12 protein-coding genes are annotated in these 14665 nt (G+C 74.7%); 10 read left to right on the top strand and 2 right to left on the bottom strand.

The genetic code is table 11. The features are described from left to right. The 10 genes from FZ988_RS14950 (at position 1) to nusB (ending at position 8802) form a co-directional block, all read left to right on the top strand. The gene (locus FZ988_RS14950) at positions 1 to 792 is read left to right on the top strand and encodes a hypothetical protein (protein ID WP_149204839.1); all 792 of its coding nucleotides are present in this window, start codon (positions 1 to 3) and stop codon (positions 790 to 792) included. A gap of 88 nt (positions 793 to 880) precedes the next feature. Beyond that, the gene (gene aroC / locus FZ988_RS14945) at positions 881 to 2101 is read left to right on the top strand and encodes a chorismate synthase (protein ID WP_149204838.1); all 1221 of its coding nucleotides are present in this window, start codon (positions 881 to 883) and stop codon (positions 2099 to 2101) included. A 120-nt stretch (positions 2102 to 2221) separates the two neighbouring features. Next, positions 2222 to 4120 (top strand): putative bifunctional diguanylate cyclase/phosphodiesterase, encoded by a 1899-nt coding sequence (locus tag FZ988_RS14940; RefSeq protein WP_149204837.1) that lies wholly within the window; start codon positions 2222 to 2224, stop codon positions 4118 to 4120. Positions 4121 to 4177: 57 nt separating this feature from the next. Further along, entirely contained in the window at positions 4178 to 4774 is a 597-nt protein-coding gene (locus FZ988_RS14935) for a shikimate kinase (protein WP_149204836.1), read from the top strand. Further along, positions 4767 to 5900, top strand: coding sequence for a 3-dehydroquinate synthase (gene aroB / locus FZ988_RS14930; protein WP_246169542.1), 1134 nt, complete (start codon positions 4767 to 4769; stop codon positions 5898 to 5900). Before FZ988_RS14935 ends, aroB begins: the two co-directional genes overlap by 8 nt. Positions 5901 to 5957: 57 nt before the next feature. Then, entirely contained in the window at positions 5958 to 6413 is a 456-nt protein-coding gene (locus FZ988_RS14925) for a type II 3-dehydroquinate dehydratase (RefSeq protein ID WP_149204835.1), read from the top strand. Positions 6414 to 6515: 102 nt separating this feature from the next. Next, the gene (locus tag FZ988_RS14920; protein WP_342781344.1) at positions 6516 to 7175 is read left to right on the top strand and encodes a hypothetical protein; all 660 of its coding nucleotides are present in this window, start codon (positions 6516 to 6518) and stop codon (positions 7173 to 7175) included. 31 nt (positions 7176 to 7206) lie between these two features. After that, positions 7207 to 7653 (top strand): hypothetical protein, encoded by a 447-nt coding sequence (locus FZ988_RS14915; RefSeq protein ID WP_149204833.1) that lies wholly within the window; start codon positions 7207 to 7209, stop codon positions 7651 to 7653. A 164-nt stretch (positions 7654 to 7817) separates the two neighbouring features. Beyond that, positions 7818 to 8381, top strand: coding sequence for an elongation factor P (gene efp, locus FZ988_RS14910; RefSeq protein WP_149204832.1), 564 nt, complete (start codon positions 7818 to 7820; stop codon positions 8379 to 8381). Positions 8382 to 8385: 4 nt separating this feature from the next. Beyond that, entirely contained in the window at positions 8386 to 8802 is a 417-nt protein-coding gene (nusB, locus tag FZ988_RS14905) for a transcription antitermination factor NusB (RefSeq protein ID WP_149204831.1), read from the top strand. A gap of 120 nt (positions 8803 to 8922) precedes the next feature. Here the strand turns inward: nusB and FZ988_RS14900 are convergent, their stop codons facing one another. Both FZ988_RS14900 and FZ988_RS14895 read right to left on the bottom strand, forming a co-directional pair. Beyond that, positions 8923 to 11190, bottom strand: coding sequence for a putative bifunctional diguanylate cyclase/phosphodiesterase (locus FZ988_RS14900; RefSeq protein WP_149204830.1), 2268 nt, complete (start codon positions 11188 to 11190; stop codon positions 8923 to 8925). A gap of 73 nt (positions 11191 to 11263) precedes the next feature. After that, a complete protein-coding gene (locus tag FZ988_RS14895) occupies positions 11264 to 14656 on the bottom strand; it encodes a proline dehydrogenase family protein (RefSeq protein ID WP_149204829.1) in 3393 nt (1130 codons plus the stop codon). Positions 14657 to 14665 lie beyond the last annotated feature (9 nt).

Raw genomic sequence — 14665 nt, 5'->3', positions numbered from 1 at the left:
ATGGCATCCAAGACACGCACCTGGGCGGTGGGCACGGCGCTGCTCGCCGTCGTGATCCTCGTCGGCACGTGGTTCCTCGCGGCAGCCCCCAAGCTCAAGGAGGCGGGGGAGACGCGGGTCGCCGTGGACGACGCCCTCGCGCGCCAGGACATGCTGCGGGTCCAGCTCGAGACGCTGCGCACGCAGTTCGAGGAGCTCGACACCTACAAGGCCGAGCTCGCCGCGATCCAGGGCCAGATCCCTGCCGTGGCCGACCTGACCGGGTACATCCGCCAGCTCCAGGCCGCCGCAGAGACGACCGGCGTCACGATCGTCGGCGTCACGCCGGGCACGCCCACGGCGCTCGTGCCTGTCACGGCCGTCGTGGCCGTGGAGCCGGAGAGCGTCGCGGACGCTCCCGCTGAGGACGCCGACGCGGCCGATGACGCCGGCGCCACGGACGGCACCGCGACGGCCCCCGCCGCTCCGACGAGCCGGCTCGTGTCGGTGCCCGTCTCGATCCAGGTCATGGGTACGTATGCGAACACGACGGCCTTCCTCGAGACGGTCCAGACGGGGAACCAGCGCCTGTACCTCGTCTCCGCGATCAACGCGACGACGCTCGACGACGCCGAGGCGTCGGGTGGGAAGCCGGCGAGTGCGCGGGGCGACCTCGACCTGACGATCGACGGGTTCATCTACGTGCTGCCCGAGGACCCGACGGCAGTCGTCGCACCCACGGACGAGCCGACCGAGCCGACCGAGACGCCGCTCCCCTCGAGCGATCGCAACCCGTTCGCGCCGGTCGGCTGACACCGAGCCCGACCCGTCGCACGTCGGCCCACGTCCGCAGCCCGGACGTGGGCCGACGTGCGTCCGGGCCCGTGGAAGGATCGGGGCCATGCTGCGCTGGTTGACCTCGGGTGAGTCGCACGGTCAGGCCCTCGTGGGCATCCTCGAAGGGCTGCCCGCCGGGGTCGAGGTGACGACCGCCGACGTCTCGGACGCCCTGGCCCGGCGACGGCTCGGCTACGGCCGGGGCGCCCGCATGAGCTTCGAGCAGGACGAGGTGCGGGTCCTCGCGGGGCTGCGCCACGGGGTGAGCCAGGGCGGCCCGCTCGCGATCGAGGTCGCCAACACGGAGTGGCCCAAGTGGGTCGACGTGATGGCGGCCGACCCGGTGCCGCCCGAGAGCCTGGTCCTGGACGCGGGCACGGGGGACGAGCGGGAGATCGCGCGCAACCGTCCGTTGACCCGGCCCCGGCCGGGCCACGCCGACCTCGTGGGCATGCGCAAGTACGGGTTCGACGACGCCCGGCCCGTGCTCGAGCGCGCCTCGGCGCGTGAGACGGCGATGCGCGTCGCCCTCGGGGCCGTCGCCGCGCGCTTCCTCGAGCAGTCCGTCGGCGTGCGGCTCGTGTCGCACGTGGTGCAGATCGGCCCGGTCGGCTCGCCCGACGACGCGGTGCTGCCCACCCCCGACGACGTCGCGGCGCTCGACGCCGATCCGGTGCGCTGCTTCCACGTCCAGACGTCGGAGGCGATGGTCGCGGAGATCGACGAGTGCCAGAAGGCGGGCGACACGCTCGGCGGGGTCGTCGAGGTGCTCGCCTACGACGTCCCCACGGGGCTCGGCAGCTACACCCACTGGGACCGGCGGCTCGACGCGCGCCTCGCGGCCGCGCTGCTGGGGATCCAGGCGATCAAGGGCGCCGAGATCGGCGACGGGTTCCGTACTGCGGCGCGTCGCGGCTCGCAGGCGCACGACGAGATCGAGCGCGACCCGCAGACGGGCCTCATCCGCCGGCGCACGAACCGCGCGGGCGGCGTCGAGGGCGGCATGTCCAACGGCGAGGTGCTGCGCGTCCGCGCGGCGATGAAGCCGATCTCGACCGTCCCGAGGGCGCTCGACACGACGGATGTCGCGACGGGCGACGCGGCCCGCGCGATCCACCAGCGGTCCGACGTGTGTGCCGTGCCGCCGGCAGCCGTGGTTGCCGAGGCCATGGTCGCGCTCGTGCTCGCCGACGCGGTGCTCGAGAAGTTCGGCGGTGACAGCGTCGCCGAGGTCGCCAGGAACCACCGGGCGTACGTCGACGCGATCCCCGACCTGCAGCGCTGACCTCGCCTCGCCCCACGTCGCCTCGCCCCGCACCGAGGTCGCTGACCGGGAGGCGAACACTGCGTGAACGGTCACGTCGACCGCTCACGGCCGGGCCTTCGGGCGCCGATCCCTGATCATGTGACCGCTACGACCTCAGCCCGCTGGATCGACCTCGAGGCCGACGGCCGCATCGCGCTGCGCGACCTCGCCGACCCGCCCGTCGTGGTCGAGGCGTCCGTCTCGTGCGGCACCGTGGACCGCGAGCTGCGGTCGCGGTGGAGCACCACGTCGGTCCTCGTCCGCGGTGGCGCGGGCGGCCCGCGCCTCGGGATCGTGTCGCGTGACGCGTTCATGAGCACCATGACCGGGCAGTACGGCTACGGGCGCGCGCTGTGGGAGAAGCGACCCGTCGCGGAGGTCACCGACTGGTCGCCCCGGCTGATCGCCGACACCGCCCCGCTCACGGAGGCCGCGGCGATGCTCACGACCGGCGCGCGCAAGGAGACCTACCACGACCTCGTCGTCGTCGACGCCGCGATGACACCCGTCGGCGTCCTCCGCCCGACGGCGGTCATGGAGGCGCTCGCCGACAGGTTCGCGCGGCACGCCTCCCGCGACGCCCTGACGGGCCTGTCCAGCCGCGCGTCGTTCCACGCGGGGCTGGGGCAGATGTGCGACTTCGCGCGCGAGGCGGGGCACGCGCTGCTCCTCGCGTACATCGACCTCGACCGTCTCAAGGAGGTCAACGACACCCGCGGGCACACGGTGGGCGACGCGCTCCTGCGCGGCGTGGCGCACCGCCTCGCCGCCGGGCTGGGCCCCGACGAGCTCCTCGGCCGGCTCGGTGGCGACGAGTTCGCGGTCGCGCGGCTCGTCGCCGCCCCCGACGCCACCCGGGGGCGCGAGGAGAGCGTGCGCGCCCTGGTCGCCGACGCGCACGCGCTGGGGGAGCGGCTGCGCGCCACCATCACGGACCTCGCGGGCCATGGCGGCGCCCCGGCCGAGGGCGCCGTGCCGGGCCCGCGCACGACCGTCGGCCCCGCCGACACGCGTGCGAGCATCGGAATCGCGCTGACCACGTCGGTCTTCGACCGGGACGACCTCCTCCAGCACGCGGACCTGACGATGTACGCGGCGAAGCGCGCGGGAGGCGACGCGGTGCGCGTCTCGGTGCTCGACGTCGCGAGCCGGGGCGCCCACGCGCGCGGGCCCCGGGCATCCGGTGGGTTCGTGCTCGGCATGGGGGCCGACGGCCTGCCGTGCGCCCTCCCGCTCGAGGGCAGGCTCGAGGTGCACTTCCAGCCCATCGTCGACACGACGGGCGGTGCCATCCGCAGCGTCGAGGCGCTCCTGCGCCACCGGACGCCCGACGGCGAGCTCCAGGGGCCGGGCGGGCCCCTCGCGCTCGCCGCCCAGGACGACCTCGGCCTCGAGCTCGACCTGTGGGTCCTCGGTCAGGCCGCCCAGGCCGTCGTCGCGTGGCGTCGGGTGCTCGGCCCCGCTGCCCCCGAACACCTCGACGTCAACCTCAGCCCCGCGGCCCTGCGGGCGCCCGACCTCGCGCGCCGCGTGCGCGGCGTGGTCGAGCGCGCCCACCTGCCGGCGACGAGCCTGCGCCTCGAGATACCCGAGTTGTGCTCCTACGAGGAGGTCGTCGCCGCGCGTCCGGCGCTCGAGGAGCTCCGTGCGACGGGCGTCCTCGTCACGCTCGACGACGTCGGCAGCGCGCTGACCAGCGTGCGCCACCTCACCGGTCTCGCGGTGGACGGCATCAAGATCGACCGGTGGCTCGTCGACGGCCTGCGTGACGAGCCGGGGTGCGCCGCGCTCGTCGAGCTCATGGTCGAGCTCGCGGCGTCCCGCGGCCTCGCCGTGACCGCGGAGGGTGTCGAGCACGGCCACCAGCTCACGGCCCTGCGCAGGCTCGGCGTCGACCACGTCCAGGGCTTCCACATCGCGCGGCCCATGCCGGCGCACGAGGTCGTCGCCTGGATCGGCGCCACGGACGCCGCGTCCGTCAGGCCGCCGGCCGCCTGACGGGCCACCGTGCGGACGCGTCCACCGGCCCGTCGGCCACGGGGTAGCGTTCGGCACGTGATCGACCAGCCTTCCGGGACCCGTCCGCGCGTCGTGCTGATCGGGCCGCCCGGTGCCGGCAAGTCCACGGTCGCGCGGATCCTCGGCCACCGCCTCGACCTCCCCGTGCGCGACACCGACACGGACGTCGAGAGCCTCGCGGGCCGCAGCATCTCGGACATCTTCGTGGAGGACGGCGAGGCCCACTTCCGCACGCTCGAGCGCGTGGCCGTGGCGACGGCGCTCGCCGAGCACCCGGGCGTCCTCGCGCTCGGCGGGGGAGCGGTCCTGGACCCGCTCACGGAACAGCTCCTGCTGCGGTACTGCTCGGACGGCGGCGTCGTCGTGTTCCTCGACGTGTCCCTCGCCCACGCGGCACCGCGCGTCGGCTTCAACACCGCGCGCCCCCTCCTGCTCGGCAACCCGCGCGCGCAGTGGCAGGCGCTCATGGACGCGCGGCGGCCCGTCTACCAGCGCGTGGCGACGGTGCGGGTCCTCACGGACGACGCGCGGCCCAACCAGGTCGCGGCCCAGATCGTCGAAGCCCTCGACCCGGCTTCCGACCCGACGCCCGACCCGACGCCCGACCCGACGCAGGGAGCAGCAGGTGCCTGAGGCAGTCGCGCCGACCCGGATCACGGTGCCCGGCGAACGTCCCTACGAGGTCGTCATCGGCGACCGGCTCCTCGGCGAGCTGCCGACCATGCTCGGCGGCGGCGTCCAGCGCGTGCTGGTGATCCACCCCGGCGCGCTGACCGCGTCCGCCGAGGCCGTGCGGGACGACCTCGTGGAGCAGGGCTACCAGGTGTTCCTCGCCGAGGTGCCCGAGGCGGAGGAGTCCAAGAGCGTCCAGGTCGCCGCGTTCCTGTGGCAGGTGCTCGGGCAGGCCGACTTCACGCGCAGCGACGCGATCGTCGGCCTCGGCGGCGGGGCGACGACCGACCTCGCGGGGTTCGTCGCGGCCACGTGGCTGCGCGGCATGCGGGTCGTCCACGTCCCGACGACCGTCCTCGCCATGGTCGACGCCGCCGTCGGGGGCAAGACCGGCATCAACACGGCGGAGGGCAAGAACCTCGTCGGGGCGTTCCACCCGCCCGCCGGGGTCCTGTGCGACCTCGTCGCGCTGGGCTCCCTACCCGTCCACGACCGGACCGCGGGCCTCGCCGAGATCATCAAGGCCGGGTTCATCGCGGACCCCCGGATCCTCGAGCTCGTCGAGGAGGACCCCGGCCGCCTCACCCGGCCCGAGCTCGACGCGAGCGGGCGCGCCGTCCTGCGGGAGCTCGTCGAGCGCGCGGTCGTCGTGAAGGCCCGGGTCGTCGGCGAGGACCTCCGCGAGGCCGACCTGCGCGAGATCCTCAACTACGGGCACACCTTCGGCCACGCGATCGAGCACGTCGAGCGGTTCTCGTGGCGGCACGGTGCGGCGGTGTCCGTGGGCATGGTGTTCGCCGCCGAGCTCGCGCGGCTGGCCGGTCGCCTGGACGACGACGTCGTGGCTCGGCACCGGTCGGTGCTGACGTCCGTGGGGCTTCCCGTGACCTACCGCGGTGACCGCTGGGACCAGCTCCTCGCGGCGATGCGACGGGACAAGAAGACGCGCGGCGACCTGCTCCGGTTCGTGGTGCTCGACGGGCTCGCGCGTCCCACCCGCCTCGAGGGCCCGGACCCGGCGCTGCTCGCGGCGGCGTACGCGGAGGTCAGTCGCGAGGCGCCGTCGGGCCGGGCGATCGCGCTCTGACGGCCCGCCCGGTGGACGGTGCCCCCGGGCCCCTGCGCCTCCTCTAGCCTTGCGCCCATGACCCGCGTGCTCGTCCTCAACGGACCCAACCTCGGTCGCCTCGGCGTGCGTGAGCCGGACGTCTACGGGACGGCGTCGCACGCCGACCTCGTGGTCGCGGTGCAGGCCTGGGGGCGTGAGCTCGGCCTGGAGGTCGAGGTGCGCCAGACCGACGACGAGTCCGAGCTCGTCGGGTGGCTGCACGGAGCGGTCGACACCGGGACGCACGTGGTCCTGAACCCCGCGGCCTTCACGCACTACTCGTACGCCCTGCGCGACGCGGCCGCGCAGGTCACGCGCGCCGGCCTGACCCTCGTCGAGGTGCACCTGTCGAACCCCGCCGCTCGTGAGGAGTTCCGTCACCTGAGCGTCGTCGCGGGTGTCGCCACCGGGACGGTCGCGGGATTCGGCCTCCTGTCGTACGCCCTCGCCCTGCGAGCGGTCGCGGCGCGTGAGGTGGATGTCGGAGCCTGACGGCCCATGCCGGTCCACATGTGGCCGGACGCCCGTCCGTGTTCACAGGTTCACCGCCTTGTGTGCGAAGGAACAAAGACCTAGCCTTGTCGCGTGCTCGTCATGACGATCGACCAGCAAGGCAGTCGCCAGGTCGGCGACCGCGTCGAGGACCTCCTGCGCGAGGTCGCGCCCGTGACGCGCGGAGTCGTCCGCCCGTTCGAGCGCACCGTCGGCGACGAGGTCCAGGCGGTGCTCGACGACCCCCGGGCGGTCGTGGACCTCGCGCTCCAGGTGCTGCGCCTGGGCGGGTGGAGCATCGGCATCGGCGCCGGCCGTGTCGACGTGCCGCTCCCGGACTCGGTGCGTGCCGCGCAGGGCCCGGCATTCATCCACGCGCGGGAGGCCGTCGAGGCCGCCAAGAGCCGGGTGCGGCCCGTCCCCCTAGCGGTGCGCGGTGCCGACGCCGCCCTCGCGGCCGAGGCCGAGGCGGTGCTCGTCCTGCTGGGAGCGACGGCCGCCCGGCGCAGCCCCGCCGGCTGGGACGCCGTGGACGCCCTCCTGGGCTGCAGGTCGGGTGGCGGGCACGAGCAGCGCCAGGAGGACGTCGCTGCCCGCCTCGGGATCACCCAGCAGGCCGTGAGCCAGCGGCTGCGGACCGCTCTCTGGGCCGAGGAGGAGGCCGCGCGACCCGCGGCGGCGCGTCTGCTGTCGCTCGCGGGCGACCTCGGGGAAGATGCCGGACGGGAGCAGCCGCAGGTGACGGGCTCGGCGGACCGCTGAGCCCGGGCGCGGCAGCACGGGGGAGTTGACCATGGACGCCTGGCTGCTTGTGCTCGTCGGCCTCGTCGGGCTCGCGCTGAGCGCCGTCGGCGGCTGGCCGCTGACCACGGCTGTGCTCCAGCTCGCCTCGCGCTCGACCGACGCCGGGCACGGCCCGTCCGGCGACACCTCGGTCGAAGGCGACCCGACCGGTCCGGACGCCACGGACGACGCCGGCGCGGCGCCGGACGTGACGTCCGAGGAGGGCCTGCGAGGCGGCACCTGGATCGGCATCCTGGAACGCCTCGCCATCACCGGCTCGCTCCTCGCGGGGTACCCGGCGGGCATCGCCTTCGTCATCGCGATCAAGGGCCTCGGCCGGTACCCCGAGCTCCGTGAGAATCCCAGCACCTCGGAGCGGTTCGTCATCGGCACGTTCGCCTCGATGCTCTGGGCGGTCGCCGTGGGCGCCGCGATGCGTGCCGTCATGGGCGCCTGACGCGCCACCCGACGTCGGGTCCCGGTCGGCCGCGCGGGGCCGCGGCGCTAGACTGTCCGGCGTCCTCGCCGCAGGCGGCCACCCGGCACCGCGGCAGCGACCGCCGGGCCGTGGCCGGGCGGCGCCGGACTCCGATCCTTGCGAACTCGACAGGAAGACTCGACGTGGCGACCACCAATGACCTGAAGAACGGGACCGTGCTCAACCTGGACGGCCAGCTGTGGGCCGTCGTCGAGTTCCAGCACGTCAAGCCGGGCAAGGGTGGCGCGTTCGTCCGCACCAAGCTCAAGAACGTGCTCTCGGGCAAGGTCGTCGACAAGACGTTCAACGCGGGCACCAAGGTCGAGACGGCCAACGTCGACAAGCGCGACATGCAGTACCTGTACAAGGACGGCACCGACTTCGTCTTCATGGACTCCTCGACGTACGACCAGCTGTACGTCCCGGCCGCGACCGTGGGCGACGCGGCGAACTACCTGCTCGAGAACCAGCAGGCGATGGTCGCGACGCACGAGGGCAGCCCGCTCTACGTCGAGCTCCCGCCGTCGGTCGTGCTCGAGATCACCTACACGGAGCCGGGCCTGCAGGGCGACCGCTCGACGGGCGGCACCAAGCCCGCGACGCTCGAGACGGGCGCCGAGATCCAGGTGCCGCTGTTCCTCGAGACCGGCACGCGGGTGAAGGTCGACACGCGTGACGGCTCGTACCTCGGCCGAGTGAACGACTGACCAGGTGAGCGCACGCAGCAAGGCGCGCAAGCGCGCGCTGGACGTCCTCTTCGAGGCGGACCAGCGGGGCCTCCCGCCGCTCGACGTCCTGGCCGCGCGGATCGCGCAGCCGGGCGCCGAGTCGGTGCTGCCCCAGTACGCGGTCGAGCTCGTCGAGGGCGTCCTGGGCCGGCAGGAGCGCATCGACGAGCTGATCGCCACGTACTCGCACGGCTGGACGCTCGAGCGCATGCCCGCCGTCGACCGCGCGATCCTGCGCCTCGGTGCGTGGGAGATCCTCTTCAACGACGAGGTGCCCGACGCCGTCGCGGTGGACGAGGCGCTCGAGCTGGCGCGCGCGCTGTCCACCGACGAGTCACCCGGCTTCGTCAACGGCCTGCTCGGCCGGCTCGTCGACCTGAAGCCCACACTGCTCGCCTGAGCCCCGCCGGCCGACGCACGCCTGCCTGACGCCCGTCGACGCGGGCCGTCCGGGAACTGTCGCCGCAGGCGTCACGCGCGCCCGCGACGAGCGCGGAGGGTAGCCGCGGACGTCCGGAGCTCAGCTCCGGACGAGGACCGACGGCAACGACTCGAAGAGCGTCGGCCGTGTCGGCCGGGGCACGGCGCGGGGCCGACGGCCCCGGACCGGCAGGTTCGCCGCGGGGCGGCCGAGCATGTGACCCTGGACCGTCGCGACACCCATCTCGACGAGCGCCGTGAGCTCCTCGGCCCGCTCGACGCCCTCGGCGACGACCTCGAGGCCGTGCGCCTCGGCCAGGGCCAGGATCGCCCGCAGCACCGCGGCGCCCTCCGTGGTCCCGATGTCGTGCACGAACGTGCGGTCGATCTTCAGGACGTGGAGCGGGAGCTCTCCGAGCCGCGACAGCGAGTTGTAGCCCGTGCCGAAGTCGTCCAGCGCGATCCGTACGCCGCGGTCGACGAGCGTCGCGAGCGACGCACGCACGTGCGCGGCGTCGTACAGCAGCGCGCTCTCGGTCACCTCGATCGTGAGCCGGTCCCAGTCGGTCGTGCCCCAGGCCTCCTCGACGTGCGCGACGAAGTCGGGCTCGTCGAGCTGCCGCGCAGCGACGTTGACCGCGACCGGGAGGTCGAAGCGCTCCATGCCACGGCGGGCGGCGGCGAACATCTGCCGGCCGATCTCGACGATGAGCCCGGAGTCCTCGGCCATCGGCAGCCAGTCCGCTGGGCGGCGCAGCCGGCCGTCGCGACGCCACCGTGCGAGCACCTCGAGCCCCACGACCTCGAGGGTCAGGGCGTCCGTGAGCGGCTGGAAGTGGGCGATGATCTGGCCGTCCCGGACCCCGGCCTCGAGGTCCCGGCGCGCCGTGGTGACGGCGGTGACGCGCGCCCGCAGCCGCGCGTCGTACATCGCGACGCCGACGTGCGACCGCTTGCCCTCGAGCATCGCGAGGTCGGCCTCACGCACGAGGGCGGAGGGGTCGACGATGTCGCCGGGCGACCAGACGGAGATGCCGACGGTCAGCGCGGTGCGGACCACGTCGTCGCCCGGGGACTCGAACTCGTCCCGGATGCGGCGCGCGAGCGCCCGGAGCGCAGCGGCGTCCGGTGCGCGCTCGACGACGGCCACGAACTCGTCGCCCCCGTGCCGCGCGACGTAGGCGTCCGGGCCGAGCACCGCGTGCAGGTGACCTGCCACGAGGACGAGGAGCGAGTCGCCCCACTCGTGGCCGTGCCTGTCGTTCGCGAGCTTGAACCCGTCCAGGTCGCAGAACAGGACCGCGACGCGGCTCCGCTCGACGTTCGCCTTCTCGAGGGCGGCCGCGAGGTAGCGGTCGAGCGCGTGGCGGTTGTGCAGGTCCGTCAGGGAGTCCGTGTAGGCCGCCCGCCGCAGCCGCGTCGTGAGCGCCTGACGCTCGGCCGACCCGGACACCATGCGCGCGAGGTCGCGCAGGAACGCCGCCTCGTCCGCGTCCAGCGTCCGGCCGGCGACGGAGTAGAACTCCGTGATGAACCGGTGACGCGCCAACGGACGCAGCGTGCCCTCGATCGACGGATCGGCGAGCAGCGAGCGGGCCTCGTCGCACGCGCGCTCGAGGATCTGCTCGGGCGTCTTGGCCAGCCACGCCGCGTTCGACACGGATGCGAGGGCGTCGCGCATCGCGGCCCTGCGGTCGCCCTCCCGGCGGACGGCCCCGATGCGCGCGGCGGCGACGACCTGGAGCCCGAGCACGAGGGGCAGCGCCCACACGCCCATGAGCAGCTCGGTGAACGCGCTCGGCGGCGGCACGGCGGAGAGCACGAGGAGCATCGTGGACACGGTCCCGGTGACGACCACCACGGCGCCGACGATCGTGAGCGTCATCCCGCGCACGGCGCGCATCACATACACGGCGACGACGAGGAGCGGCAGGAGGCTCGCGGCGGGCGCGAGCGGGCCGTACTGGGGCAGGCCGTCCACGATGCGGTGGGCGTACACGAGGTCGGTGCTGAGCCACAGCACGGCGCCCGCCGCGTACCAGGTGGACACGCCCACGACGAGCCAGCGGATGCCCCGTGCCCCGGTGAACGCGCGCACGGCAGGGAGGCTCAGGGTGATGGCCGCGCCGATCAGGACGTGACGGGCGAAGAGGAGGCCCGAGGTCGCCGCCCCGGGCGGGACCGCGCCGGCGAGACCGTTGACGAGGCTGACACCGGCGAGGCTCGCCGACCAGGCGAGCGTCCAGGTGGCCTCGGTGCGGCGCAGCCCGTCGCGCCACCAGCCGGCGTGCATGGCACAGAGGCCGATCACGACCCCGGCCACGAGACACTGCACGAGTGTGGGCCAGGGCAGGGCGGTACCAGACACAGGGGAAGTATCGGTGCGTGGAGCCCTCGCCTTGAGCCCGACTCGCCGCGAGTTTTCACCCGATGTGTCCGGATCAGGTGCCCGAGAGGTGCCCGAACCGGTGTCGCGTGCGGCTGACCGCCTGCTCGCGAAGGACCGTGAGCAGCTCGCGGCGGCCGGAGGCGAGGACCGGGCCGTCCAGGACGGTGACCTCGCCCAGCCGCTCGGCGGCGGCCGCGCGCAGGCCGGCGCAGGTCCCCACGGCCCTGATCCGGCCCGTCACGGCGCCGTCGCGCACCCGGCGCACGAACGCCGCGTCGGTCTCCTCCGCCGCGCCGCTGACCGTCACCGGGACGCCCGCACGGGATGCCGCGAGGCGGACCCGGGCGACGTCGCGCTCACGCGCGTCGGGTCCGACGCGCACGGTCAGGCGGGGGACCGGCCGGTAGCGGAGCACGTTCGACTCCGCGTGCAGACCCGAGGGGTCGTGCTCGACGCCGAGGTCCGACGCCCACACCCGCTCGTCGTCCGCCCGAGCCCAGGCGAGCCAGGCCTCGTCGTCGACCGGTAGGTCCGGGCCGTCCCGCCAGGTGCCGAGCTGGGCGACGTAGTTGGGGCCGCCCGCCTTGGCGCCGGGTCCCACGACCGACGCCTTCCACCCGCCGAAGGGCTGGCGCCGCACGATCGCGCCGGTGATGTGCCGGTTGACGTAGGCGTTGCCGACCTCGACCCGCTCGAGCCAGTGGTCGATCTCCGCCTCGTCGAGCGAGTGCAGCCCACCGGTCAGGCCGAAGGCGACGGCGTTCTGGAGCGCGATCGCCTCGTCGAGGGTCTCGGTGCGCATCACGCCCAGCACGGGGCCGAAGCACTCGGTCAGGTGGAAGAACGAACCCGGTGCGACGCCGTGCTTGACCCCGGGGGTCCACAGGCGCCCCTCGGCGTCGAGCTGCCGGGGCCGGACGAGCCAGGCCTCCCCGGGGTCGAGCGTGGTGAGGGCGCGCAGGAGCTTGCCCTGGGCCGGCTCCGTGAGCGGACCCATCGTGGTGGCGAGCTCCGTGGCCGGGCCGACCGCGAGCGACGCGACGGCGTCGCCCAGCTGGCGGCGGAGGCGCTCGGACCGCCCCGCGGAGCCGACGAGGATGAGCAGGGATGCCGCTGAGCACTTCTGCCCCGCGTGGCCGAAGGCCGAGCGCACCGCGTCGGCGACCGCGAGGTCCACGTCGGCGGAGGCCGTGACGACGAGCGCGTTCTTGCCCGACGTCTCGGCGAGCACCTCGAGGTCCTCGCGCCAGGACGCGAAGAGGCGGGCCGTCTCGATCGAGCCGGTGAGCAGGACGCGGGCCACCGCGGGGTGGCTCACGAGGTGCCTGCCGACCTCGCCCTCGGGGCTGAGCACCACGTCGAGCACCCCGGGAGCGATGCCCTCGTCGGCGAGCGCCCGGTGCACGGCGGCCGCACCGACCTGCACGCACCGTGGTGTCGGCGGCGCGGGCTTGAGCACCACGGCCGAGCCGGCGGCGAGTGCGGCGAGGGCCGAGCCGAGCGGGATCGCGACCGGGAAGTTCCATGGCGGTGTGACCACCGTGGGCCCCGCGGGGGCGAAGCGCGCACCGGCCACGGCGCCGTCGGCCAGGAGCAGGGCCTGCTCCGCGTAGTACCGCGCGAAGTCGACGGCCTCGCTCACCTCGGAATCCGCCTCCGCGACAGTCTTGCCCGCTTCCTGGACCATCGTGGCGACGAGGTCGGCGCGGGCGGCCTCCAGGTGGTCGGCGGCGCGGCGCAGCACGCGCGCTCGGCGCTCCGGCGGTACGGCTGCCCAGGTCTCGCTCGCGGCGACGGCACGGGCGACGACGTCGTCGACGTCGGTCCGGGAGGTGACCACGGTCGCCGGGGGCGCCGCGACGGTCGCGGTGAGCAGCGCGCGCGCCCAGTCGCGTGAGGCGCCGACCGCGGGGTCCGTGTCGGGCGCGTTGGTGAAGCCCGGTGCGTCCGACGCCGTCAGGGCGGCGCTCCCGGTCGGGGCGCCGCCGGTGCTGCTGGAGGTCGCCGTCCCCGGGGTGCCGAGGTGCGGAGCGGGGGCGGTGTCGGGGGCCGGCCGTGGGCGTCGTCGCGGCTCGGCGCTGACGGCGGTGCTGTCGCGCACCGACGCGTGGAAGGCCTCCTGCTGAGCGTCGAGCGCCGCGGGCTGGGCGCTCGAGAACACGGCGTGGAGGAAGTTCTCTCCCGCCGCGTTCTCCTCGAGCCGGCGGATGAGGTAGGCGATCGCGACGTCGAAGTCCGCGCGCGCGACCACCGGCGTGTACAGGAGCAGGCGCCCCGCCGGACCCGCCGCGTCGACCGTCTCGCGCACCGCTCGCGCCTGCGCCGGCGCCATGCCCTGGAGCATCTCGACGTCGAGGGCACCGGTGACGCCGCGCGCGGTCGCCGCGAGGTGTCCCAGGGCGACGTGGAAGAGGTTGTGGCTCGCGAGGCCGACCCGCACGTGCGGGGTGCGGCCCGGGTCGAGCGCCCGGTCGAGCAGGCGGACGTAGCTCGCGTCGACGTCGGCCTTGGTCGGGTAGGGCGCCTGCTCCCAGCCGTGCAGCTCGGCCTCGACCCGCTCCATGGCCAGGTTCGCGCCCTTGACGAGCCGCACCTTGACGGGTGCGCCGCCACGCGCCGTGCGCCGGGCCGCCAGCGTGGTCACCTCGTCGAGCGCGGCCAACGAATCAGGCAGGTACGCCTGCAGGACGATGCCCATCGGTCGGTCGCGCAGGTCGTCCTGCTCCAGCAGGCGCCCGAAGACACCGACCGTGAGGGCGAGGTCCCGGTACTCCTCCATGTCGAGGTTGAGGAACGTGCCGTGCGTCGCCGCGGTCCGGTACAGGGGCAGGAGCCGGTCGAGGACCCGGTCCCGGCTCCCCGCGGTGTCCCACGTCGACAGCTGCGCGGCGACCGCCGACACCTTGACCGACACGTAGTCGACGTCGGGCCTGCGCACCAGCGCGGTCACGCGCTCGAGCCGACCCACGGCCTCGGCCTCGCCGAGCACCGCCTCACCGAGGAGGTTGAGGTTGAGCCGGAAGCCCGCCGCACGCGCACGGGCGATGTGGTGCCCGAGGCCGGGCCCGGCGTCGGCCACGAGGTGGCCCACGAGCTGCCGCAGCCGGAACCGGGCGGCGGGCACGACGACGGACGGGGCGAGCGGGGCGACCCGCGTGCCCGCCGCCAGGAGCGCACGGTCGGCGGGCCCGAGGAAGCCCCGCGCGGCGCGCGTCCAGGGCGCCAGCGCCGCGAGCTCGCGCGCCGCGACGACCGGGTCGGTCGGCCGCGCGACGCGGTCGACGAAGCGGACGGCGAGCTCGAGCCCCGACGGGTCGGACACGAGCGCCGCGAGCCGGCCGGTCGTGCGCTGCTCGGCACGTGTCTGGGAGCGGGCCGTCGTCGCCAGCCACCGGCCGGCGAGGTCGGCGGCGTCGTCCGCGATGCTGCTCAGGTCGGTGGTCATCGGCCCATC

The organism is Actinotalea subterranea, from assembly GCF_008364845.1.
In the GTDB taxonomy this organism is placed as follows: domain Bacteria; phylum Actinomycetota; class Actinomycetes; order Actinomycetales; family Cellulomonadaceae; genus Actinotalea; species Actinotalea subterranea.
The sequence above is the reverse complement of the archived record's forward strand: the minus strand, read 5'-3'. Positions and strand labels throughout refer to the sequence as shown.

Coding starts and splice junctions, on each gene's coding strand:
- FZ988_RS14950 (WP_149204839.1), top strand. CDS start 1: ATGGCATCCAAGACACGCACCTGGGCGGTGGGCACGGCGCTGCTCGCC.
- aroC (WP_149204838.1), top strand. CDS start 881: ATGCTGCGCTGGTTGACCTCGGGTGAGTCGCACGGTCAGGCCCTCGTG.
- FZ988_RS14925 (WP_149204835.1), top strand. CDS start 5,958: ATGACCCGCGTGCTCGTCCTCAACGGACCCAACCTCGGTCGCCTCGGC.
- FZ988_RS14920 (WP_342781344.1), top strand. CDS start 6,516: ATGACGATCGACCAGCAAGGCAGTCGCCAGGTCGGCGACCGCGTCGAG.
- FZ988_RS14915 (WP_149204833.1), top strand. CDS start 7,207: ATGGACGCCTGGCTGCTTGTGCTCGTCGGCCTCGTCGGGCTCGCGCTG.
- FZ988_RS14895 (WP_149204829.1), bottom strand. CDS start 14,656: ATGACCACCGACCTGAGCAGCATCGCGGACGACGCCGCCGACCTCGCC.